The sequence below is a fragment of the Pseudomonas antarctica genome, from assembly GCF_001647715.1.
Taxonomy (GTDB): Bacteria; Pseudomonadota; Gammaproteobacteria; order Pseudomonadales; family Pseudomonadaceae; genus Aquipseudomonas; species Aquipseudomonas antarctica_A.
Genome location: NZ_CP015600.1, coordinates 6,362,695 through 6,386,214, shown reverse-complemented (window position 1 = coordinate 6,386,214; position 23,520 = coordinate 6,362,695). Strand labels below are relative to the sequence as shown.

The 23,520-nt window shown below is 60.2% G+C and carries 20 protein-coding genes; 12 read left to right on the top strand and 8 right to left on the bottom strand.

The genetic code is table 11. From position 1 onward, the window contains the following. The first annotated feature begins 27 nt into the window (after positions 1-27). The gene (locus tag A7J50_RS29100) at positions 28-1,239 is read left to right on the top strand and encodes an N-acetylmuramoyl-L-alanine amidase (protein ID WP_064454794.1); all 1,212 of its coding nucleotides are present in this window, start codon (positions 28-30) and stop codon (positions 1,237-1,239) included. On the opposite strand, the gene A7J50_RS29095 is transcribed toward A7J50_RS29100, so the two are convergent. Beyond that, complete coding sequence (locus A7J50_RS29095) at positions 1,236-1,604, bottom strand: hypothetical protein (protein WP_064454793.1); 369 nt, start codon at positions 1,602-1,604, stop codon at positions 1,236-1,238. The genes A7J50_RS29100 and A7J50_RS29095 overlap by 4 nt on opposite strands. Positions 1,605-1,732: 128 nt before the next feature. On the opposite strand from A7J50_RS29095, the gene dksA reads away from it, so the two are divergent. The 4 genes from dksA to A7J50_RS29075 are packed head-to-tail and all read left to right on the top strand — an operon-like array spanning position 1,733 to position 5,021. Next, entirely contained in the window at positions 1,733-2,137 is a 405-nt protein-coding gene (gene dksA / locus A7J50_RS29090) for an RNA polymerase-binding protein DksA (protein WP_064454792.1), read from the top strand. Between the two features lie 27 nt (positions 2,138-2,164). Next, positions 2,165-3,370, top strand: a complete 1,206-nt coding sequence (gene zigA, locus A7J50_RS29085) for a zinc metallochaperone GTPase ZigA (protein ID WP_064454791.1) — start codon at positions 2,165-2,167, stop codon at positions 3,368-3,370. Then, the gene (locus tag A7J50_RS29080; RefSeq protein WP_064454790.1) at positions 3,370-4,014 is read left to right on the top strand and encodes a DUF1826 domain-containing protein; all 645 of its coding nucleotides are present in this window, start codon (positions 3,370-3,372) and stop codon (positions 4,012-4,014) included. Before zigA ends, A7J50_RS29080 begins: the two co-directional genes overlap by 1 nt. A 44-nt stretch (positions 4,015-4,058) precedes the next feature. Beyond that, positions 4,059-5,021 carry a CobW family GTP-binding protein gene (locus A7J50_RS29075; RefSeq protein WP_064454789.1) on the top strand — a complete coding sequence of 321 codons (963 nt, stop codon included), beginning with the start codon at positions 4,059-4,061 and terminating at the stop codon, positions 5,019-5,021. Here the strand turns inward: A7J50_RS29075 and A7J50_RS29070 are convergent. Further along, positions 5,015-5,410, bottom strand: coding sequence for a DUF3301 domain-containing protein (locus A7J50_RS29070; protein WP_064454788.1), 396 nt, complete (start codon positions 5,408-5,410; stop codon positions 5,015-5,017). The two genes, A7J50_RS29075 and A7J50_RS29070, sit on opposite strands and share 7 nt — an antisense overlap. A gap of 117 nt (positions 5,411-5,527) precedes the next feature. On the opposite strand from A7J50_RS29070, the gene pdxY reads away from it, so the two are divergent. Further along, complete coding sequence (gene pdxY, locus A7J50_RS29065; RefSeq protein WP_064454787.1) at positions 5,528-6,400, top strand: pyridoxal kinase PdxY; 873 nt, start codon at positions 5,528-5,530, stop codon at positions 6,398-6,400. A 130-nt stretch (positions 6,401-6,530) separates the two neighbouring features. On the opposite strand, the gene A7J50_RS29060 is transcribed toward pdxY, so the two are convergent. Then, positions 6,531-7,016 (bottom strand): acyl-CoA thioesterase, encoded by a 486-nt coding sequence (locus tag A7J50_RS29060; protein ID WP_053258732.1) that lies wholly within the window; start codon positions 7,014-7,016, stop codon positions 6,531-6,533. Positions 7,017-7,310: 294 nt separating this feature from the next. On the opposite strand from A7J50_RS29060, the gene A7J50_RS29055 reads away from it, so the two are divergent. Next, the gene (locus tag A7J50_RS29055; protein WP_064454786.1) at positions 7,311-9,074 is read left to right on the top strand and encodes a cation:proton antiporter; all 1,764 of its coding nucleotides are present in this window, start codon (positions 7,311-7,313) and stop codon (positions 9,072-9,074) included. A gap of 17 nt (positions 9,075-9,091) precedes the next feature. Here A7J50_RS29055 and A7J50_RS29050 read toward each other — a convergent pair whose 3' ends face one another. The 3 genes from A7J50_RS29050 to uvrD form a co-directional block, all read right to left on the bottom strand. Beyond that, entirely contained in the window at positions 9,092-9,499 is a 408-nt protein-coding gene (locus tag A7J50_RS29050; RefSeq protein WP_017739032.1) for an SMI1/KNR4 family protein, read from the bottom strand. Positions 9,500-9,635: 136 nt separating this feature from the next. Then, the gene (locus A7J50_RS29045) at positions 9,636-10,505 is read right to left on the bottom strand and encodes a Tim44 domain-containing protein (protein WP_064454785.1); all 870 of its coding nucleotides are present in this window, start codon (positions 10,503-10,505) and stop codon (positions 9,636-9,638) included. 190 nt (positions 10,506-10,695) lie between these two features. Then, positions 10,696-12,879 carry a DNA helicase II gene (gene uvrD, locus A7J50_RS29040; RefSeq protein WP_064454784.1) on the bottom strand — a complete coding sequence of 728 codons (2,184 nt, stop codon included), beginning with the start codon at positions 12,877-12,879 and terminating at the stop codon, positions 10,696-10,698. Between the two features lie 279 nt (positions 12,880-13,158). On the opposite strand from uvrD, the gene A7J50_RS29035 reads away from it, so the two are divergent. The 3 genes from A7J50_RS29035 (at position 13,159) to A7J50_RS32030 (ending at position 17,475) form a co-directional block, all read left to right on the top strand. Continuing rightward, on the top strand, positions 13,159-16,032 hold the full coding sequence (locus tag A7J50_RS29035) for an EAL domain-containing protein (protein WP_064454783.1): 2,874 nt from the start codon (positions 13,159-13,161) through the stop codon (positions 16,030-16,032). A 162-nt stretch (positions 16,033-16,194) separates the two neighbouring features. Further along, positions 16,195-17,061, top strand: coding sequence for a transcriptional regulator HexR (hexR, locus tag A7J50_RS29030; protein ID WP_010168370.1), 867 nt, complete (start codon positions 16,195-16,197; stop codon positions 17,059-17,061). Positions 17,062-17,280: 219 nt separating this feature from the next. Beyond that, positions 17,281-17,475 carry a PA3496 family putative envelope integrity protein gene (locus tag A7J50_RS32030; RefSeq protein WP_082895969.1) on the top strand — a complete coding sequence of 65 codons (195 nt, stop codon included), beginning with the start codon at positions 17,281-17,283 and terminating at the stop codon, positions 17,473-17,475. On the opposite strand, the gene A7J50_RS29025 is transcribed toward A7J50_RS32030, so the two are convergent. Then, entirely contained in the window at positions 17,405-18,379 is a 975-nt protein-coding gene (locus tag A7J50_RS29025; RefSeq protein WP_064454782.1) for a LysR family transcriptional regulator, read from the bottom strand. The two genes, A7J50_RS32030 and A7J50_RS29025, sit on opposite strands and share 71 nt — an antisense overlap. Positions 18,380-18,575: 196 nt before the next feature. On the opposite strand from A7J50_RS29025, the gene A7J50_RS29020 reads away from it, so the two are divergent. Both A7J50_RS29020 and oadA read left to right on the top strand, forming a co-directional pair. Next, a complete protein-coding gene (locus A7J50_RS29020; RefSeq protein WP_003213442.1) occupies positions 18,576-19,991 on the top strand; it encodes an acetyl-CoA carboxylase biotin carboxylase subunit in 1,416 nt (471 codons plus the stop codon). A gap of 101 nt (positions 19,992-20,092) precedes the next feature. Beyond that, positions 20,093-21,901, top strand: a complete 1,809-nt coding sequence (gene oadA, locus A7J50_RS29015) for a sodium-extruding oxaloacetate decarboxylase subunit alpha (RefSeq protein ID WP_064454781.1) — start codon at positions 20,093-20,095, stop codon at positions 21,899-21,901. 82 nt (positions 21,902-21,983) lie between these two features. Here the strand turns inward: oadA and A7J50_RS29010 are convergent, their stop codons facing one another. Continuing rightward, entirely contained in the window at positions 21,984-23,276 is a 1,293-nt protein-coding gene (locus tag A7J50_RS29010) for an autotransporter outer membrane beta-barrel domain-containing protein (protein ID WP_064454780.1), read from the bottom strand. Positions 23,277-23,520: the final 244 nt, after the last annotated feature.

Here is a 23,520-nt window from a genome sequence, read left to right as displayed (position 1 = left end):
GACGCTCCTCTATTTGCGGTATATGTCATGCACAGACGTCAGCTCCTCAACCTGCTGCTGGTCAGTCCCCTGTTCACCTTGCCTTTGGGGGCCTACGCCACGCAGATCCGCAATGCGCGCCTGTGGCGCTCGGACGATAAACTGCGGCTGGTGTTCGACCTTAGCGGCCCGGTGCAATACAAGACCTTTTCCCTGACCTCACCGGAACGTTTGATCATCGACCTGAGCGGCGCCGGGCTGTCGGGGGATTTTTCTCAGCTGGCATTGAAGAACAGCGGGATTACTTCGATCCGCTCCGGGCATTTCGGCAAAGGCGACACACGCATCGTGCTGGACCTGGCCGCGCCGATGCAGCTCAACAGCTTTTTATTGCCGCCCCAGGATGGCCAAGGTCATCGCCTGGTGCTCGACCTGACCAACGCCACTCATGCCCCGCGCCAAATAGCCGCTGAACCGCCTCCTCTGGTCGCGCCGGTAGACAAAGCGCATCCCAAGCGCGACATCATCGTGGTGGTTGACCCCGGCCACGGCGGTAAAGACCCTGGCGCCATCGGCTCCAGGGGCCAGCGCGAAAAAGACGTGGTGCTATCGATCGCCCAATTGCTGGCCAAACGCTTGAAGCGTGAGAAGGGCTTTGACGTGAAACTGGTGCGCAACGATGACTTCTTCGTGCCGCTGCGCAAGCGTGTGGACATTGCGCGCCAGCACAAGGCCGATATGTTTATCTCGGTGCATGCCGACGCCGCGCCACGTCTCACGGCATCCGGTGCCTCGGTGTATGCGTTGTCTGAAGGGGGCGCAACTTCCGCTACGGCGCGCTTTATGGCGCAGCGCGAAAACGGCGCGGACCTGTTGGGCGCCACGACCTTGCTCAATCTCAAGGACAAGGACCCGATGTTGGCCGGGGTGATTCTCGATATGTCGATGAACGCCACCATCGCCTCCAGCCTGCAACTGGGCAGCTCGGTGTTGGGCAGCCTGCAGAGCATCACCACGCTGCACCAGAAGCGCGTGGAGCAGGCTGGTTTTGCGGTACTTAAATCACCGGACGTCCCCTCTATTCTGGTCGAGACCGGGTTTATCTCTAATACCCAGGACGCCCAGCGGTTGGTGACTGCGCGTCATCAACAGGCGGTGGCGGATGGCCTGTTTGAGGGATTGAAAAAATACTTCGAGAAGAACCCACCGATGAACAGCTACATGGCCTGGGTTCAAGAGCAGAAGAACGGCCAGGTCTAACAGCCGGTCATACGGCTGCACGTGAACTTGGCACTGGCGCCACCTGAGCTGGAAAACCGGTTGAGGGTGGTCCAGCCCACGCGTCGCGTGTAGCCGACCCACGCCTCTCCGTCGGACGCTAACCCAGTAAAGAACGTCAGCTGCCCATAGCGGCTGTTGGTTTGTGCCCAGTAGCGTTTGCCGATCACCTCGAAACCGCGCAAGTACGTGGTGCTGCCGACAGTCGCCACGCTGTAGGCATTCCCCAACGGATCCACGCAGGCCAGCAGGTTGGCGCTGCGCGTGCAGTTCGCCAACAGGCTTGGCATTTGGGCGCAGGCAGGTCCTGCCGCTGCCAATAACAGGGCGTACAACAGGCGTTTCATAGCGTTTCTCGGGGCAAGGGAAGTGCTCAAGCATTGCGCCCTTCGTCGTGGTGAGCAAGTCGGGATTAGCTTATTTGTGTTGTTATACTATAACATAAAACCACAGCCTGACCCGTGACCCGCTTCCTATGACTGAACAAGACCTGCTGGCCCAACCGCCCGCCAACTACATGAATGAAGCCCAGCAAAGGTTCTTCCGTGAATTGCTGCTTGCCCAGCGTACTGAGCTGCAAGCGCGCATTGAGGGCCAGTTCCTGGTGCTGCGTGAGCAGGAAACCAATAGCGACCCCGCCGATATGGGCAGCGCCGAAGAACAGCGCCAATGGCAACTACGCCTGCTTGAGCGGGAAAAGAAGCTGTTGGACAAGATCGACGACGCCCTCGAACTGCTGGCCCGCGGCGAATACGGCTGGTGCCGTGACACTGGCGAATCCATTGGCCTGCAACGCTTGCTACTGCGCCCCACCGCCACCTTGAGTATCGAAGCCAAAGAACGTGAAGAGCTGCGCGAACGCCATAAACGGGCGATTTGACCGGCCAACCCTGATGAGGAATACCTGATGCCAGATCGTCTCCCCGTTACCGTGTTGTCCGGTTTTCTAGGCGCCGGTAAAAGCACGCTGCTCAACTACGTCCTGCGCAACCGCGAAAACCTGCGGGTGGCGGTGATCGTCAACGACATGAGCGAAATCAACATTGACGGCAGCGAGGTTCAGCGTGATGTCACCCTGAACCGCTCCGAAGAAAAACTGGTAGAAATGAGCAACGGCTGCATCTGCTGCACTTTGCGTGAAGACTTGCTGGAAGAAGTCGGAAAACTCGCCAAGGAAGGTCGGTTCGATTACCTGTTGATCGAATCCACTGGTATTTCCGAGCCGTTGCCCGTGGCAGAAACGTTCACCTTTCGTGATGAAAACGAGCAGAGCCTGGCCGATATTGCGCGCCTGGACACCATGGTCACCGTGGTGGATGGCATGAACTTCCTGCTCGACTACCAGGCCGCTGAAAGCCTGGCCTCACGCGGCGAAACCCTCGGCGAAGAAGATGAACGCTCGATCACCGACCTGCTGATCGAGCAAATCGAGTTCGCCGACGTGATCTTGATCAGCAAGATCGACCTGATCAGCAGCCGCGAACGCGAAGAACTGATGGCCATCCTCGAGCGCCTCAACGCCCAAGCAGAAATCATTCCGATGGTCATGGGTGAGGTGCCGCTTAACAAGATCCTGAACACCGGCCGCTTTGACTTCGAACGCGCTGCCCAGGCCCCTGGCTGGTTGCAGGAATTGCGCGGTGAACATGTGCCGGAAACGCAAGAATACGGCATCGCTTCCACGGCTTATCGTGCGCGCCGCCCATTTCATCCGCAGCGCTTTTTCAACTTCATCGACCGTCCGTGGGTAAACGGCAAACTGCTGCGCTCCAAAGGCTTTTTCTGGCTGGCCAGCAAGCATCAGGATGCGGGCAGTTGGTCTCAGGCCGGAGGATTGATGCGCCATGGCTTTGCTGGGCGCTGGTGGCGTTTTGTGCCGAAAAGCCAATGGCCTCAGGACGAAGAAAGCGTGGCGGCGATCATGGGCAACTGGCAGCTGAGCACCGGCGATTGCCGCCAGGAGCTGGTGTTTATCGGGCAAAACATCGACTTCAGCCAGATGCGCGCCGAGCTGGACGCCTGTTTGCTCACGGATGACGAAATGGCTCTGGGTGTCGAAAGTTGGCGCTTGCTGGCCGACCCCTTTGGCCCTTGGTATGAAGAGGTCGCGTGATGTTGGCACCGGTTATCCCCCTGCGTCCCGTGATACGTCAGACCCGCGGGGAAACCCCGCTGGCACTGTCCGATATTCTGGAAGAAGGCGTAAACCTGGCGACATGGCGGCGCCAATTGCCCCATCATATTGCCGAATTCGGCGCCTTGCTGGTGGCGCTGAATGAGCCTTTGGCCGAATCCCTGGTGATCGAACTCAACAACGAAGACGCCGAGCCGAATTTGCAGGGTTTGGCGTCAAGTTGCCGTGATCTTGAAGGCTACGAAGGGTTTATCGCCGATGTGTCGTGGCTGGTCAGCGCGTTCGCCTGCCTGCTCGGTGCCAAGCGTATTGGCGTGCGTTTGCGCCTGTTGGACAAGGCCATGTGCCCACGTTTTCACGTTGACCATGTACCCGTTCGGTTGATTACCACCTACGCCGGAATCGGTAGCCAGTGGTTGCGCGAAGGGGTGATGGACCGCCGAAAACTGAGCCAACCGGATGCCGAACCCACCGAGCGCATTGAGCAAATCGACTGTGGCGAGGTGGCCTTGCTCAAGGGCACCAAGTGGCACGGCAACGAAGCCCATGGCCTGATTCACCGCTCGCCGGCGCTCAAGGCCGATGAGCGACGGTTGATCCTGACGCTGGATTGGCTGGCATAACCGGGTAGGATCAAGCTCTCTACACGGTCTGAATGATGCCTATCATGCTGCAGAACATTCCTACTCACGTGATTGCCGGGCCTTTGGGCGCCGGCAAGACCAGCCTGATCAAGCACCTGCTGGCCCAACGCCCGGCCAACGAGCGCTGGGCGGTACTGATCAATGAGTTCGGGCAGATTGGCCTGGATGCGGCGTTACTCACCCAGGACGACGATGGCATTGCCCTGGGCGAAGTCGCCGGTGGCTGTTTGTGCTGTGTGAATGGTGCACCGTTCCAGGTAGGCCTGGGCCGCTTATTGCGCAAGGCTAAACCGGATCGGTTGTTTATCGAGCCCTCGGGTTTGGGTCATCCCGCACAATTGCTCAAGCAATTGCGCGAAGCACCCTGGCAAAACGTGCTGGCGGTCCAGCCTTGTGTACTGGTGCTGGATGCCCAGGCATTGGCGGCGGGCAAACCCTTGCCACAAGCGCAGCGCGAGACCTTGGCCAGCGCCGGGCTGCTGGTATTGAACAAGGACGAAACACTGGATACCGCGCAGCGCCAAGCCGTCGAAAGACAATTACCCGACTGCCCGCTTTACTGGACCCGCCAGGCGCACTTGCCGCTCGCGCAGTTGCCGGGCCTCCAGACCAAAGCTGGCGCCCCTGTGGATAACTTCGATGTGCCCAAAGGCTTGGCGCAGATGCCAGCCATCTGGAGCGATCCCACACTGCCCATCTGCCTGAGCCAGGCTCAAGAGGGTGGCTGGAGCATCGGTTGGCGTTGGCACCCGAGCCAGCAATTCGAAACCGGGCGCCTGTCCCATTGGCTGACAAGTCTTGCATGGCGCCGCGCCAAACTGGTTATCCACAGCCGCCATGGGTGGGTCAGCGCCAACGCTGTGGATAAAAGCCCACTCGTCTGGCAACCCAGCGAGTGGCGCCGCGATTCGCGCATTGAATTGATTTTCAGCGAGCCACAGGACGTAGTCGCATTGCAGAGCGCGCTGGCCGCCTGTCGTCAGTGACGCGTCTTGGTGGCGTGGTCCTGGCGCCACTGGCTTAGCTCGATCACTTCCGCGCTGGGCAGCGGCGTCTTGATCTCGAACGGGTAGGGCGCCAGTTCAATCTGCGCGCTGTGGGCGCCGAACTGGGTGATAGTCCCGGGATGGCGGGTTTCGCCGGTCACGGTGAATTCAAAGTTATAGATACGTGCCAAGCGCCGCCGACCCTTGGCATCCTTCACAAAACCGATGCGTTTCAACGCCACCGCGCCGTCGAGCAGTTCGATATCGAGCTTGGCGCAATGTTGCTTGACCCGCTCCAGCGCCCGCTCGCGCAGGCCGTGGTTGTGCCACACCCAAGCGGCGCCAGTCGCCAGCAGCATCAACACAAAGATGTTTCCCAGGGTCAGCATGCGATGAACTCCAACAAAGTGAGAGCAGCTTAACTGTGTCTCTGGTCTGTCGTATAGGCTGTGTTTAGTCGCATACTGCGCGGCTAGAATTTCAACGGCTTTACGGAAATCCCCCGCATGAAACGCACACCTCATCTGCTTGCGATCCAGTCTCATGTGGTCTTTGGCCACGCCGGAAACAGCGCCGCCGTGTTCCCCATGCAGCGGGTCGGGGTGAACGTCTGGCCGCTCAACACCGTGCAATTCTCCAATCACACTCAGTATGGCCAGTGGGCGGGCGAAGTGTTGGCGCCGCAGCAAATTCCGGCACTGGTGGAAGGCATTGCCGCGATTGGCGAGCTCGGCAACTGCGATGCGGTGCTGTCCGGCTACCTCGGCAGTGCGGACCAGGGCCGTGCGATTCTGACGGGTGTGGCGCGGATCAAAGCCATCAACCCCAAGGCCCTGTACCTGTGCGACCCGGTGATGGGTCACCCGGAAAAGGGTTGTATCGTGCCCCAGGAAGTCAGCGATTTCCTGCTGGACGAGGCGGCCGCCCTGGCGGATTTCCTGTGCCCCAACCAGCTGGAGCTCGACAGCTTTGCCGGGCGCAAGCCGCAATCGCTGTTCGACTGCCTGGGCATGGCCAAGGCATTGCTGGCACGCGGGCCGAAGGCGGTCCTGGTCAAGCACCTGGATTACCCGGGCAAATTGCCGGAGGGTTTCGAGATGCTGCTGGTGACTGCCGACGGCAGCTGGCACTTGCGTCGGCCGTTGCTGGCGTTCCCGCGCCAGCCGGTGGGCGTGGGCGACCTGACGTCAGGGCTGTTCCTGGCGCGGGTGCTGTTGGGTGACAGCTTGCTGGCGGCCTTCGAGTTTACGGCGGCTGCGGTGCATGAAGTGCTGCTGGAAACCCAGGCCTGCGCCAGTTACGAGTTGGAACTGGTACGCGCCCAGGACCGTATCGCCCACCCCCGGGTACGCTTCGAGGCCACGCCGATCAGTCTGTAAGTACCCGGAACCCAATGTGGGAGCGGGCTTGCTCGCGAAAGCGGAGTGTCAGTCGACTTACCAATGACTGACCCACCGTATTCGCGAGCAAGCCCGCTCCCACATTTTGATTGGATTTACAGCCTGAGGCTTACGGCGCGTCGGCTTTGATTTCCTGATAGCGCTTTTCCAGCTCCTGGCGAATCTGCCGACGCTGCTGGGCCTGCACAAACCGGCGCTTGTCTTCGCTGTTCTGCGGCTGCAGCGGCGGTACGGCGGCGGGTTTGCGCTGGTCGTCCACGGCCACCATGGTGAAAAAGCAGCTGTTGGTATGGCGCACCGAGCGCTCACGGATGTTCTCGGTCACCACCTTAATGCCCACTTCCATTGAGGTGTTGCCGGTGTAGTTGACCGAGGCAAGGAAGGTCACCAACTCGCCGACATGGATCGGCTCGCGAAAGATCACCTGGTCGACCGACAACGTGACGACATAGCGGCCCGCGTAACGGCTCGCGCAGGCGTAGGCCACTTCGTCGAGGTACTTGAGCAGGGTGCCGCCGTGGACATTGCCTGAGAAGTTGGCCATGTCAGGGGTCATCAATACCGTCATCGACAGCTGGGCGTTTCCGGGTTCCATAGCACACTCACGGGTTGTAGGCATTGGTTGGGGGGCGGCACCTCTACGGGTGCTGAACTCTTTGCAGCGCTCTCCCTAACGGGACGCCGGTGGGCGGCTTGCCGTCACGCGTGCACCGATCTGTTTCCATATATTGCACCGGCTTTCTGCCGGAAGTCGCGGTGTTAACCTTCAAACGCCCATCTCAGGGAATTTCTTACGATCAAGGCAGACTTTTCCTTCCGCTCTTTGCGACTTTTCAAAGGCGTGAGTGGAAGTGGGAAAAGCGCCAGTACCCTCAAGGAGCCCCTCGCCATGCACGCCATCAGCTTTATCCAGGACTTGGCCGTGATCATGCTGGTGGCAGGGGTTGTCACTGTCCTGTTTCATCGCCTCAAGCAGCCGGTGGTGCTGGGGTATATCGTCGCCGGGTTCATCATCGGCCCTCACACCCCGCCATTCGGCCTGATCCATGACGAAGACACCATCAAGACCCTCGCCGAGCTGGGGGTGATCTTCCTGATGTTCTGTCTGGGCCTTGAGTTCAGCCTGCGCAAGTTGTTCAAGGTCGGCGCCACCGCGTTTATAGCGGCGTTCCTCGAAATCATCCTGATGATCTGGATCGGCTACGAGATCGGCCGATGGTTCGCCTGGAACACCATGGACTCGCTGTTCCTCGGCGCGATCCTGGCGATCTCCTCGACCACCATCATCGTCAAGGCACTGAATGACCTGAAGATGAAAAACCAGCGTTTCGCCCAGCTGATTTTTGGCGTGTTGATCGTTGAGGACATCCTCGGCATCGGCATTATCGCCTTGCTGTCGAGTATCGCCGTCAGTGGTACGGTCAGCTCCGGCGAGGTGTTCTCCACGGTCGGCAAGCTCTCGCTGTTCATGATCGTCGCGCTGGTCATCGGCATTTTGCTGGTGCCACGCCTGCTGGCCTACGTGGCCAAGTTCGAAAGCAACGAGATGCTGCTGATCACCGTATTGGGTCTGTGTTTCGGCTTCTGCCTGCTGGTGGTCAAGCTGGAATACAGCATGGTGCTGGGCGCGTTCCTGATCGGCGCGATCATGGCCGAGTCCCGCCAGTTGATTAAGATCGAGCGCTTGATCGAGCCAGTGCGAGACATGTTCAGCGCGATCTTCTTTGTCGCCATCGGTTTGATGATCGACCCGCAAATCCTGCTGCAGTACGCGTGGCCGATCGCGGTGATTACCGTTGCGGTGGTGCTGGGCAAGATGTTGTCCTGCGGCCTGGGGGCTTTTATTGCCGGCAACGACGGCCGCACCTCACTGCGGGTTGGCATGGGGCTGTCACAGATTGGCGAGTTTTCATTCATCATCGCCGCGCTGGGCATGACCTTGCAGGTTACCAGTGACTTCCTCTATCCGGTGGCGGTGGCGGTTTCGGCAATTACCACCTTGCTGACGCCTTACCTGATCCGCGGTGCCGACCCGTTGTCGTTAAAGATTGCCTCGGTGATACCTAAGCGCATGAGCCGGGTATTTGGGATGTATGGCGAATGGCTACGCAGCATCCAGCCTCAGGGTGAAGGGGCAATGCTGGCGTCGATGATCCGCAAAATCATCCTGCAAGTGGGGGTCAACCTGGCGCTGGTGGTGGCGATATTCTTCACCGGCAGCTTTTTCGCGGCGCGCATCGGTGGGTATCTGGAAGGCTGGATCAGTGATCCGAGTTGGCAGAAGGCATTGATCTGGGGCGCGGCGTTGCTGTTGTCGCTGCCGTTCCTGATTGCGGCGTATCGCAAACTCAAGGCTCTGTCGATGTTGCTGGCGGAGATGAGCGTGAAGCCGGAAATGGCCGGGCGGCATACCCAGCGTGTGCGGCGGGTGATCGCCGAACTGATCCCCATCCTCTCGCTGCTGGTGATCTTCCTGCTACTGGCAGCCTTGTCGGCCAGTATTCTGCCGACCAACAAGTTGCTGGTGCTGATTGCCATAGTCACGGCAGCAGTCGCGGCTGTGCTCTGGCGGTGGTTCATCCGCGTACATACGCGGATGCAGGTCGCCTTGCTGGAGACGCTGGATAACCACAAGGATACGCCGGAGCACTAGAGCCCCGGTGGTGCGACTCAGCTTTCCAGCCAGACGTCCCGCGCCCAGTGCCATACCGATTCCCAGGTTTCTTCGGTGACGAGTTCTTCTTCGCCGGACCACAGCACCACGGTGCCGTCTTCTTCGACGCAGTAGTAGTCGTCGCCGTCCTGGCAGATCGGGATCATGCTGCGGTCAACACCGGCATCCCAGGCGTTGGCGGCAACGTCCGGCAGGTAGGTGTGGGATTGCGGGTCGGTGACGGTCACCGGCTCCAGGCTGCCATACACCACGTCGCTGACGGTCAGCAGGAATTCGCGGAAGACAAAGGGGATGTCGATGAACAGTTGTTCTTCGATTTCCACCAGTTGGTCTTCGTCAGGCAGCTCCAGAGGAACCGGGACCGGTTCGTTGGCTTCACGCAATTGTTCGATGATTTCTTCCACGGCCGGGATCCTCTTGCTAGATGGCGCGGTTTATAGGGGCGTTTTATACAGTAGCTCGCTATAAGTGCAACCGTGAAATAGAAAACCCCGGAACATGTCCGGGGTTTTTATGACCAAGTGCTCAAACGCGCAGCTATCAGCCGTTCTGACGGATACCGGCGACCAGCCAAGGCTGGTTGTCGCCTTGGGCGCGTTCCATGTTCCAGCTTTCGCTGAACACTTCGCCCTGGTCGAAACGCGAGGTCTTCGACACGCCGCTGAAGGTCAGGGTGGCGATGGTCTTGTCGGCGCGATCATCCACACCTTCCAACTGGACGCGCAGGTCGTCGATGTAGGTAGACTGGAAGCCGTCGCCCAGGTCGGCGCGTTCGCGCTTGAGGAACTCCAGCAGTTGCGGGGTCACGAACTCGGAGATCTTGTCCATCTCGTTGGCGTCCCAGTGCTGCTGCAGGGACTGGAAGTGGCTGCGGGCCGCTTCGACGAAACGCTCTTCGTTGAACCAGGCCGGTGCATTGATTACCGGACGGGCGGCAGCAGGAGCAGCCGAACCACCGAAGATCGAGCCCACGGCTGGTTTTTGTTCGAACACTTCACGCTGCATCGGCGCGCCGGCTGGAGCCATGTGCTCCTGCTGCTTGCGGCGACGGGCGGCGATAAAGCGGAAGATCAGGAAGGCGATGACGGCCATGATCAGGATGTCGAAGATCTGCATGCCCTGGAAGCCGCCGCCCATGAACATGGACGCGAGCAGGCCACCGGCTGCGATACCGGCCAGAGGGCCCAACCAGCGCGAAGCACCGCCGGCCTTGGCAGCCGCGCCAGCCGCACCGGCTGCGCCAGCGGTAGCCGCTGCACCGCCGGCACCGGCGGATGGAGCCATTTGGCTGGTCTGGTGAGTCGGCGCCGAGCCCATGCTTTTGCCGCCACCGAAGCGCTTGGCGTTGGCGTCGAGGCTCATCGTCAAGCCGATGCACAACGCCATGGCGATGCTAAGAAAACGTTTCATAAAGGGAATTCCCATTTGTGGATTGCACGCGCGCCATGTTGCACAGGTGTTGTGGCAGTGGCTAGCGACATAATGTTTCGGGCTTTTGCGTAGGCCCGAATCAGAATGGCCTGTAGGACTTATTACTGATATTGGCCCGCGCTTGTTAAAAACAAGGGCGGGCCAACAACCTTCATGTAGAGAAGATGTATCAGATTGCTTCGAGCTTCGCGTAGCCCATCATCAGCCACTTGCTGCCTTCGGCGAAATTCACCTGCACCCGTGCCTGGGCGCCAGCGCCTTCGAAGTTGAGAATCACGCCTTCGCCAAAGATCGCATGCTTGACCTGCTGGCCAAGGCTGAACGGTGTTTCCGGAATCTCGGAACCAGCAAACAGGTTGCTGGAGTTCTGCTGCTGGCCGCCGCCGAACGGGCGGCTGACGCTGTTGGACAGGCGCACTTCCTGAATCAGCCCCTTCGGCACTTCACGTACGAAGCGCGACACCTTGTTGTAGGTTTCGCTGCCGTACAGGCGTCGGGTCTCGGCATAGGTCATCACCAGGTTCTGCATGGCACGCGTGATGCCCACGTAGGCCAGGCGGCGTTCTTCCTCAAGGCGGCCGGGCTCTTCCAGGCTCATCTTGTGCGGGAACAGGCCTTCTTCCATGCCCACCAGGAACACATACGGAAATTCCAGGCCCTTGGCGCTGTGCAAGGTCATCAGCTGGATGCTGTCTTCATGCTCATCGGCCTGGGTATCGCCGGCTTCCAGCGAGGCATGACCCAGAAACGCGGCGAGCGGGGTCAGCTCTTCATCTTCTTCAGTGTTTTCGAACGCGCGGGCGGCGCTGACCAGTTCCTCAAGGTTTTCTACCCGGGCCTGGCCTTTCTCGCCTTTTTCCGCTTCGTGATAGGCGATCAGCCCGGACTGCTCGATCACGGTCTGGGTCATCAAGTGCAGCGGCATTTCTGCGCACTTGGCCGCCAGGTTCTCGATCAGTTCGACAAACACACCCAAAGCACCGGCGGCGCGGCCGGTCAGGCCTTTATTGGCGATTAGCAAGCGCATGGCTTCCCACATCGACACATCGGCGTGGCGCGCGTGGTCGCGAATAGCTTCGACGGTTTTTTCGCCGATGCCACGCGCCGGGATATTGATCACCCGCTCCAGCGCCGCATCGTTGCCACGACCTTCCAGCAAACGCAGGTAGGCCATGGCGTTCTTGATTTCCGCCCGCTCGAAGAAGCGCTGGCCGCCATAGATGCGGTACGGGATGCGTTCGCGCAGCAAGGCTTCCTCCAACACCCGCGATTGGGCGTTGGAGCGATACAGGATGGCGATATCGCTGCGCGCCAAACCGGTTTTCAGCGCGCTTTCGATGGTTTCCACCACATAGCGCGCTTCATCGTGTTCGTTGAACGCGGCGTACAGGTTGATCGCTTCGCCTTCGCCGCCGTCGGTCCACAGCTCTTTGCCCATGCGCCCGGTGTTATTGGCGATCAGCGCGTTGGCAGCCTTGAGGATGCCGGCGGTGGAGCGGTAGTTCTGCTCCAGGCGGATGGTGATTGCGTCCGGGAAGTCGTCGGAATACTGGTAGATGTTCTCGATTTTCGCGCCGCGCCAGCCGTAGATCGACTGGTCGTCGTCGCCCACCACCATCAGGCTGTCACCGCCCTTGGCCAGCAAGCGCAACCAGGCGTACTGCACGGCGTTGGTGTCCTGGAACTCGTCCACCAGAATGTGCCGGAAGCGCTTCTGGTAATGCGCCAGCAAGCCGGGGTTGTCGCGCCACAGGTCGAGGGCGCGCAGCAGCAGCTCGGAGAAGTCGATCACGCCGGCGCGTACGCAGGCCGCCTCGTACGCTTCATAGATGCTGCGCATGGTGGCGAGGAACAAATCGCCGCTGGCCTGGATATGTTGCGGGCGCAAGCCTTCGTCTTTCTGGCCGTTGATAAACCACTGCGCCTGACGCGCAGGCCAGCGTTGTTCGTCGAGGCCCAGTTCGCGGATCACGCGCTTGACCAAGCGTTGCTGGTCGTCGCTGTCGAGGATCTGGAACGTCTGGCTCAAGCCCGCTTCCTGCCAGTGCGCTCGCAACAGGCGGTGTGCCAGGCCGTGGAACGTGCCCACCCACATGCCAGCGGGGCTGATGCCCATCAACTGCTCGATGCGGTGACGCATTTCGGCAGCGGCCTTGTTGGTGAAGGTTACCGACAGGATCGAATGCGGGGACGCGTTTTCGACCTGGATCAACCAGGCGATACGGTGCACCAGCACTCGGGTTTTACCGGAGCCAGCACCGGCCAGGACCAACTGACGGCCAACGGGGGCTGCTACGGCCTGGCGTTGGGCATCGTTGAGGGAGTTCAGCAAAAGAGAGAGATCATCGCGCATCGGCGCATTCTATGGGCCTAACGGGAGTGGGGCAAATCCCAATGCCGGGTGGTCGATGGAAAACATCCAGCGTGACAGTGGCCGGGCAAACATTCTGCCGGGGGTGATGACTGGTTGGTCATGGGCCACAGCCCGCACGGGCTCTCGCTCAAGCAGTCTGGCTCGAAGGTTTGCGGCCGATTCCAGTGCGGTTTTTATGACGTGGAGCAGTTTGGCCCAAGCGCTTGCTTGTGTATGCTCCGTCGACGTTTCGGGCTCACCATTATAAGAATACTGCCTATGACCCTCAGTCCCGATCTGTTCGGCCCCTCGGCGGCGCCCGCGCAGGTCATCCGTAAACATTACGCAACCGAGATGGCGGTCGAACGCACGCGCCTCTTGTATCAGGGGTCTTTGCTGCCGACGTTATTGATGTTGGTCAACGGCCTGGTGTGTGCCTGGTTGCTGTGGAACCCCAAGCAATATGTGTTGGACAGCATCTGGCTGGTCTGGCTGCTCGCTCTGGTGGCCCTGCGTGTGATCCAGGTGGCGGCTTTTGATTCGGCGATGCCCAGTCGCCAGGCCCGGCCGATCTGGCGGGGCATGTTCATGCTGGGCTCGGCGGTCAGCGGCCTGACACTGGCGACTGCCGCCATCGCCCTGGTGCCTGTCGACAGTTTTATGCAGCAAGCCTGGGTGTTCGGCCTGATCGGCGCAGCGACGCTGTCGGCCAGCGTGGCCTATGCCGTGAGCCTGCCCGCCTTCCTGTCATTTGCCGTGCCGTGCCTGGTGCCTGCCATTGTCTATCTGTTCTGGAATGGTGCCCCGCAGCAGCAAGGTTGGGGAGTACTCGGCCTGATTCTGCTGGCCTCTTTGAGCCTGGTGGCGTGGCAGGTCAACCGCCTGATTCAGCGCGGGTTGTTGCGGCGCTTCCAGAACCAGGCGTTGATCGAGCATCTCCAGCAGGCGCAGCAGCGCAGCGAGCAATTGAATCAGGAACTGGTGCGTGAAGTTGGCCAGCGTCGGCAGGTCGAACAGGAATTGCGCGAGGCGCAAACCGGTCTGCAAGACCGTGTGGCGCAACGCAGCCAGGAACTGGACGCCGCCAGCCTCGCCCTGAATAAAAGCGAAGCGCGCCTGGCCATGGCCCTGCAAGCCAGCGAACTGGGCTTGTGGGACTGGAACCTGCAAACCGATGAAGTGCACCATACCCAACTCAAGGAACTGTTCGGCCTGGAGCCTGAGTACGTTACTGCAATGCTCAGCCATCTCAAGCCACGCCTGCACCCCGACGACCTGCCGCTGCTCAAGCGCGCCCTGGTGGAGCACCTCAAGGGCCGCAGCGAGGATTATCAGGTCGAATACCGTGTGCGCCATGGCGCTGGCCATTGGGTATGGATCGAAGACCGTGGTCGCGCCGTGGAGCGCACGCCCAGCGGACGCGTCACGCGCATGCTCGGCACCCGCCGCGACATCAGCGCCGGCAAGGTCCTGGAAGAGCAGCAGCGCCTCGCGTCGACCGTCTTCGAAGCCGCCAGCGAAGGCATTGTGATCCTCAACCCGGAGTACGTGCTGATTGCGGTCAACCAGGCCTTCAGCCGTGTCACCGGTTTTGAAATGGACGACATGATTGGCCGCAATGTCGTGGAACTGCCCAGCAGTCGTGACGCCCGCCGGCATTTTCCGGTGATCCGCCAGGCACTGCTCAGCCATGGCACCTGGCAGGGCGAGCTGGTGGAAACGCGCAAAAACGGCGAGCTGTACCCGCAATGGCTGCAACTGAATGTAGTGCGCGATGCTCGCGGAAAAGTCAGTCATATTGTCGGCTTCTTCGCCGATCTTTCCGCGCGGCGTGAATCCGAAGAGCGCATGCGCTACCTCACTCACTATGACGAGTTGACGGGCCTGGCCAACCGCTCGCTGTTTCGCGAACGGCTGCGCGAAGCTCACCAACGCGTGCGTCAGGGCGGGCGCAGCCTGGCACTGCTGCATATCAACCTGGACCGCTTCAAGCTGCTTAATGACAGCCTCGGCCATGAAGTCGCGGATCAGCTGTTGCAGAAAATGGCGCGGCGATTGATCAATGCCTTGCCCGAAGCCGACACCATTGCGCGGCTGTCCGGTGATGAATTCGCCGTACTGTTCGACGGCTACGGCAACTTGTCGAGCCTGGCGCGTGTGGCCACGCGGCTCCTGGCCAAACTGCGCGTGCCGGTGACGGTAGAAGGGCATGAGCTGGTGGTCAGCGCCTCAATGGGCGTAAGCCTGCTGCCGGATAATGCGCGGGAGATTTCCGCGCTGGTCAGCCAATCGAACATGGCCATGCAGCACGCCAAGCACTTGGGCGGCAATAATTTCCAGTTCTACACCGATAGCCTGCAAGCCAGCACCCTGGAGCGTTTGCAGCTGGAGAACCACTTGCGCAAGGCCATCGACGAGCGCCAGCTCACGGTGTTCTACCAGCCGAAACTGTGCCTGGCCACGGGCAAATTGAACGCTGCCGAAGCACTGGTTCGCTGGGAGCATCCGCAATGGGGCATGGTGCCGCCGGGGGACTTTATCGGCCTGGCCGAAGAGACCGGCTTGATCGTACCGCTGGGCGAGTTCGTGCTGCGCCAGGCGTGTTGGCAGGCGTGCGAATGGCAGCGCCAGGGGCTTGCACCGATCCGGGTGTCGGTGAACCTGTCAGTGCATCAGTTGCGCCAGGGCAAGTTGGTCAGCCTGGTGCGCCAGGTACTTGAAGAAACCGGCCTGGCCCCGCACTACCTGGAGCTGGAGCTGACCGAAAGCCAGCTGCTCGACAATGTTGAACACATTATCGCCACCTTCCAGCAACTGCGCGATTTGGGCGTGAAGCTGGCCATTGATGACTTCGGCACGGGCTATTCGTCCCTCAGTTACCTCAAGCGTATCCCCGTGGACTACGTGAAGATCGACCAGACGTTTATTCGCGGGCTTGGCCAAGGCCGTGAAGACGCGGCCATCACCCGGGCGATCATCGCGATGGCCCATGGCCTGGCACTCAAGGTGGTGGCCGAAGGAGTGGAAGATCAGCAGCAGCTGGATTTCCTGCGAGGGGAGCGATGCGATGAGGTGCAGGGCTACCTGATCAGCCGGCCGATGCAGGCCGAGGGGTTGGCAGATTTGTTACGGAAAAATGCAGATTTTTCTTAATGACGCCAAGGCCGCCCGTGTGGCTACAAAGCCTCTGCCCTTTGAATCAGAGGGCAGCAGGGCGATTTAGTGATGCATCGGACGGGCAAAACGGCAATTCTTGTAGTATAACTACAAGCTTGCTACATCCCTGGCACCCGCCAATAACAAGAGTCCTGTCCTTTGAACCTGTTGCAACATATCGCCCAGTCGCGCCACCTGTTACGCAAATCGGAACTCAAGGTTGCCGATCACGTGCTGCTTGATCCTGCGGCTGTGATGCACAGTTCCATGGCCGACCTGGCCCACAGCGTGGGCATCAGTGAGCCGACCATCGTGCGCTTCTGCCGCGCCATCGGTTGCTCCGGGTTCCAGGACTTGAAACTCAAACTGGCCCAGAGCCTGGCGGCCGGTGCGAGCTTCGGGCAGTTTGCGATTCACGAAGACGATTCCGTCGCCGACTACAGCCTGAAAATCTTCGACACCACCTTGCACACCCTCATGGAAGTGCGCGAGAAGCTCGACCCTGTGGAGCTGCAGAAGGCCGTGACGGCGATGTCCCAGGCGCAGCGCGTGGAGTTTTATGGCTTCGGTGCGTCGGGTGCCGTTGCTGCGGATGCCCAGCACAAATTCTTCCGCCTGCTGCTCACCGCAGCGGCCTATAGCGACCCGCACATGCAGGCGATGTCGGCGGTCACGCTGAAACCGACTGACGTGGCCATCTGCATTTCCCAGTCCGGTCGCTCCAAAGACTTGCTGATTACCGCCAACCTGGTGCGTGAAAGCGGCGCGACGCTGATCACCCTGTGCCCAAGCCAGACGCCGTTGGCGGAGCTGTCCACGGTCAACCTGGCGATCGATGTGCACGAAGACACCGAAATCTACACGCCGTTGACCTCGCGCATCGCCCACTTGGTGGTGATCGACGTGCTGGCGATGGGCGTGGCCATGGCGCGCGGGCCGAGCCTGGTCAACCACCTCAAGAGCGTGAAGCGCAGCTTGCGCAGCCTTCGTCTCTCGCCTAAATCCGTCAAAGCCCTCGACGACTGATCAGCGGCTGAACGCGGTCAAACATGTGGGAGCTGGCTTGCCTGCGATTACGGTCTGCCAGTTGCCATAGTGGGTGGCTGATGCACTGCTATCGCAAGCCAGCCCACATTGGCTTTGCGCCAGTTTCCGAAGATTCATCGTCCTGTAACCCCCGCGCCGCCAAACCGTCATCCCGCGCGCCCATCCTGACCTCCCCGTACTCGCATTGGGAGACTCAAAATGGCCCGGCAATACGAAGACAGCAGCACCGTCAAAACCCGTCGTCAGCAGGAAGACCAGCGCCGCATGGCGTTCCGTCGCGCAATCGAAGACCGTTGCGAGGAGCGTCAATTGCTCCAGAGCATCAGTGACTACCCGGAACTCCACTGGCAGGCACCCGCGGCTGCCCAGCGAAGCGTTCAGCCAACGCGCTGATCTGCACCCGTTCGCTGCGGATAAAGCCCAGGAACGCATGGGCCACCGGTGACAGGCGCTTGGCTTTGGCTTGCACCAGGCACCAACTGCGGTACAGCGGCAGTTCCTCCACCGGCAGCTCCTTGAGCCCGCCGGTGGCCAGTTCCAGGTTGACCGCGTGGCGCGTCAGCAGCGCCACGCCCAACCCTGCGCTCACACACTCACGCTGCGCCTCGGCCGAAGCCACCTCCACCGTTTGGGTGAAGTGCACGCGTTTTTCCTTGAAGTACTCCTCGCAGGCCAGTCGCGTGCCGGAACCCGGTTCACGTATCAGCAGCGTGTAAGGCTCCAGGTCCTGCAGGCGCAGCGGTCCTTGCAGGCTCAACGGATGATCGGGCGGCGCCACGGCAACGATCGGATTGTTGAGAAACGGCAGGAATTCCAGGCCCATGTCCTGGGGCACCATGGACATGATCACCAGGTCATCCCGGTTATCTGAAAGCCGGCGAATCACTTGGGCCCGGTTGACCACCGTCAGGTGCAGCTGCACCTCCGGATGCTGGCGCTTGAAGGCGGCAAACAGGTGCGGCACGAAGTACTTGGCGCTGGATTCCACGGCCAGTTTCAACTGCCCCTGCAGCGAGCCCTGCATGTCCGACAGCTGCATATCGAGGTTTTCCAGGCGCCCGAAAATATCGCGGCTGGCCCGTTGCAAGGCTTCGGCAGCCTCGGTCATGTAGAGCTTTTTGCCGACATAATCGAACAGCGGCTGGCCGATCAGTTCTTCCAGCTGGCGAATTTGTAGGCTAACGGCCGGTTGTGTGAGGGACATTTCTTCGGCTGCGCGGCTGTAGGAACGCAAATCACAGACTTCATTAAAAATCTGCAATTGGCGTAATGTCATACGCATCAATGACTTACGCATTATCTAAGTGCTCTCGCCTGGGGCCGTTCGGCCAACTATAAGTCTTTACTTATGCACGACCCAATAATTATTGATTTTTGTTAATCCTCCGGTGCGCATAGTGTGTGTCTCGCGACTGTCATGAAACATTTGGTCACGCGCCGACCCGGATCCAAAGGGTTGAAGAACGCAGCAATCGGCTCAAGGGAATTTCCAAGTGATAAAAAAGATCCTGATCGCCAACCGTGGTGAAATTGCCGTACGAATCGTGCGTGCTTGCGCCGAGATGGGCATTCGCTCGGTCGCGGTCTATTCCGACGCCGACCGCCATGCGTTGCACGTCAAACGTGCCGACGAAGCCCACAGCATTGGTGCCGAGCCCCTGGCCGGTTACCTCAACCCGCGCAAGCTGGTGAACCTGGCGGTGGAAACCGGTTGTGATGCGTTGCACCCCGGCTATGGTTTCCTGTCGGAAAACGCCGAGCTGGCGGACATCTGCGCCGAACGCGGCATCAAATTCATTGGCCCGTCGGCAGAAGTCATTCGCCGCATGGGCGACAAGACCGAAGCGCGCCGCAGCATGATCAAGGCCGGTGTGCCGGTCACGCCGGGCACCGAAGGCAACGTTGCGGACATCGCCGAAGCCCTGACCGAAGGCGACCGCATTGGTTACCCGGTAATGCTCAAGGCCACCTCCGGTGGTGGCGGTCGCGGTATCCGTCGTTGCAACAGCCGCGAAGAACTTGAACAAGCGTTCCCCCGCGTTATATCCGAAGCCACCAAGGCGTTCGGCTCGGCGGAAGTGTTCCTGGAAAAATGCATCGTCAATCCCAAGCATATTGAGGCGCAGATCCTCGGTGACAGCTTTGGCAACGTGGTGCACCTGTTCGAGCGTGATTGCTCGATCCAGCGCCGTAACCAGAAGCTCATCGAAATCGCGCCCAGCCCGCAGCTGACCCCTGAACAGCGCGCCTACATCGGCGACCTGTCGGTGCGCGCCGCGAAGGCCGTGGGCTACGAGAACGCCGGCACCGTGGAGTTCCTGCTCGCCGAGGGCGAGGTGTACTTCATGGAGATGAACACCCGGGTGCAGGTGGAACACACCATCACCGAAGAAATCACCGGCATCGACATCGTGCGTGAGCAGATCCGCATCGCGTCGGGCCTGCCGTTGTCGGTGAAGCAGGAAGACATTCAGCACCGTGGCTTCGCGTTGCAGTTCCGCATCAACGCCGAAGACCCGAAGAACAACTTCCTCCCAAGCTTCGGCAAGATCACCCGTTACTACGCGCCCGGCGGCCCCGGCGTGCGCACCGACACGGCGATTTATACCGGCTACACCATCCCGCCGTTCTACGACTCCATGTGCCTGAAACTGGTGGTATGGGCGTTGACCTGGGAAGAAGCCATGGACCGCGGCCTGCGTGCCCTGGACGACATGCGCCTGCAAGGCGTGAAGACCACGGCCGCCTACTACCAGGAAATCCTGCGCAATCCGGAATTCCGCAGCGGCCAGTTCAACACCAGCTTTGTGGAAAGCCATCCTGAGCTGACCAACTACTCGATCAAGCGCAAACCCGAAGAGCTGGCCCTGGCCATCGCCGCCGCCATCGCCGCCCACGCAGGCCTATGAATGAAACAGCTGCGAGCCTTTAGCTACAAGCGGCAAGTAAAAGCAGATTGGCTTTTTCTTGCAGCTTGTAGCTTGAGACTTGCCGCTATGAGGAGATACCAATGACTAAAAAGATCTTCGTAACCGACACCATCCTGCGCGACGCCCACCAATCGTTGCTGGCCACCCGCATGCGCACCGACGACATGCTGCCGATCTGCGACAAGCTCGACAAAGTCGGCTACTGGTCGCTGGAAGTCTGGGGCGGCGCGACCTTCGACGCCTGCGTACGCTTTTTGAAAGAAGACCCGTGGGAGCGCCTGCGCAAACTGCGCGCCGCATTGCCTAACACGCGTCTGCAAATGCTGCTGCGCGGCCAGAACCTGCTGGGCTACCGCCACTACAGCGACGACGTGGTCAGAGCCTTCGTCGCCAAGGCCGCCGTGAATGGCATCGACGTGTTCCGCATCTTCGACGCGATGAACGACGTGCGTAACCTGCGCGTAGCCATCGAAGCGGTCAAAGCCGCCGGCAAACATGCACAGGGCACCATCGCCTACACCACCAGCCCGGTGCACACCATCGGCGCGTTTGTGGCCCAGGCCAAGCAAATGGAAGCCATGGGTTGCGACTCGGTGGCGATCAAGGACATGGCCGGGCTGTTGACCCCGTACGCCACTGGCGAACTGGTCAAAGCGTTGAAGGCCGAGCAAAGCCTGCCGATCTTTATTCACTCGCATGACACGGCGGGTCTGGCTGCGATGTGCCAACTCAAGGCCATCGAAAACGGCGCCGACCACATCGACACCGCCATTTCCAGCTTCGCCTGGGGCACCAGCCACCCTGGCACCGAGTCGATGGTCGCCGCCCTCAAAGGCAGCGAGTTCGACACCGGTCTCGACCTGGAACTGCTGCAGGAAATCGGCCTGTACTTCTACGCGGTGCGTAAGAAGTACCACCAGTTTGAAAGCGAGTTCACCGCTGTCGACACCCGTGTGCAAGTCAACCAGGTGCCGGGCGGGATGATTTCCAACCTGGCCAACCAGTTGAAAGAGCAGGGCGCACTCAACCGCATGAGCGAAGTGCTGGCCGAAATCCCACGGGTGCGTGAAGACCTCGGCTTCCCGCCATTGGTGACGCCGACTTCGCAGATCGTCGGTACCCAGGCGTTCTTCAACGTACTGGCCGGCGAGCGCTACAAGACCATCACCAACGAAGTGAAGCTCTACCTGCAAGGCGGCTACGGCAAAGCGCCGGGCACCGTGAACGAAAAACTGCGTCGCCAGGCCATCGGCAGCGAAGAAGTGATCGACCATCGCCCGGCTGATTTGCTCAAGCCGGAAATGACCAAGCTGCGTGGCGAAATCGGTGCGTTGGCCAAGTCCGAAGAAGACGTGCTGACCTACGCCATGTTCCCCGACATCGGTCGCAAGTTCCTCGAAGAACGCGACGCCGGCACCCTGGCGCCGGAAGTGCTGTTGCCGATCCCTGAGGCCGGCGGTGTGGCCCGTGCCGGTGGCGAAGGCGTACCGACCGAATTCGTTATCGACGTGCACGGCGAAAGCTACCGTGTCGACATTACGGGTGTTGGCGTGAAGGCCGAAGGCAAGCGTCACTTCTACCTGTCCATCGACGGCATGCCGGAAGAAGTGGTGTTCGAACCGCTCAACGAGTTTGTCAGCAGCGGCGGTAGCAAGCGCAAGCACGCCACTGAGCCGGGCCATGTCAGCACCGCGATGCCGGGCAATATCGTCGACGTGCTGGTCAAGGAAGGCGACGTGGTCAAGGCCGGCCAGGCCGTGCTGATTACCGAAGCCATGAAGATGGAAACCGAAGTGCAGGCCGCGATCGCCGGCAAGGTGACCGCCGTTCATGTGGCCAAGGGCGACCGGGTCAATCCTGGCGAAATCCTGATTGAAATCGAAGGCTGATTCAGCCTTCGACACTATCGCTTAATCCTCGGGGGGGCAGGTGCTCCCCTTTTTTTTGCCTCGAATTTATCGCTGGGCGCCGTTAAAAATTCATCTTCCATTGCCCCATCAGGCCCTGGCTTTGGCTTTGGCTGCCGGTTTGTGCGTTATAGGTCAGGCCGACGGTGTGTTGGCTGGATAAGGCGAGGTCCAGGCCCGCCTGCATATCCAGGCTATTACGGTCCAGCGAGGTGCCGTTGAGGGTGAAACCATCAATGAGTCCGGGCGTGTAGCGATACGATTGGCGCACCTGGCTATCGACTTCGCCGTAGAGGTGTTTCCAGCTCGTACTCACGTGGGGTGTGAGGCTCATCCGGTTGTCGAACCGATACACCGTTGCCAGACGAAGGCCAAAGTTACTGCTCAGGTTCTGCTGGGTTTGTGAGCCTGTGTTCAGCGCGGTCAGGCCACCGCTTTCTTTGAAACTGCCGCGGTGATAGCGCTGATAGCCGAGGCCTGCGAAGGGCTCCACGCGTAAGTCTGCACTGCCCAGTTGATAGCCCAGTTCGGAAAATACGCTTTGGCTTTGGGCGTTGTAACGGCCTTTGAGCTGCTCTTTGTAATCAAGCAGGTTGACGCTGCGTTTGTTCTCCCCGGTATGGGCACTGTAGATCGCCCCCAGGCGCAGGGCCAAAGGGCCGTCCTGGCGCACGGCGTAACCGCCCAGGTGCAAGCTGTCGAGTTCGGCCCGAAAGCGTTGAGCTTGAAGCTCACTGGAGGATTTTGCGCCCATCACACCGACTCGCCAGGCGTCAGCCACCGCCCAATCGGCGCCCAGCATCAGGCCTTTGGTGTCATGTTTGAGCCCGTCGCTGCCGTTCTGTTTGTCGAGCTTGCCGTCGTCGCCCAGGCCTTGCACCCAAAAGTGGCCATCGTCATTGGTGGGCAGCGTGCGCAGGGTTGAGAGCAATTGGTTGCTGATTTTTCCGGTGATGGCCTGGGTTGCGCCAGCCAGATTGGCATTTTGGCTGCCCGCCAATTGTTCGAGAACTGCACCGACTCCTCCGGGTTGGGCAGCAAGATCGTCACCGAACCGTTCCAGTGCGTTGATCTGTCTTCTGGTCAACTCACCGGATTCCAGTAGGCGACTCAGCGCGGGCTCCAGGACCTTGGCGACCTGCAGGCCGTTATGCGTGGTGGCCTGGCGAGTGAGGTAACCGTCGATGGAGGGCGCTTGCACTGGCGGGGCGTAAAACCACGCATTGTTAAATGCCGGGAGGGGATCAAATACGTAGGGTGTGAAGGCGATATCACCTTGCGCCTGTGCGGATTGAAGGCTGGCGGCACTGATCGCGAGGGCCATGAGAAGGGCAAGTCTGTGATGTGTAAAGGGCATGTAATCCCGACCTCTGATGAATGAGGCCGGGAATTTAGCGAGATAGCGGGGTGATAACTGTCAGGTAATCGACCCTTGGTTTGCGGGAGCTTTCTCTAGTCCGGCGCGATTAAAAACTCATCTGCCATTGCCCCGTCAGCGCATCTGTTGTTGCGGATGGGTGTGATGCCTTGAAGGCGTTGGACTGCAAGGTGGGCAAAGGCGGCTGAACCCATCGTTTGAAATCGCTGACGATCTAAAGTGT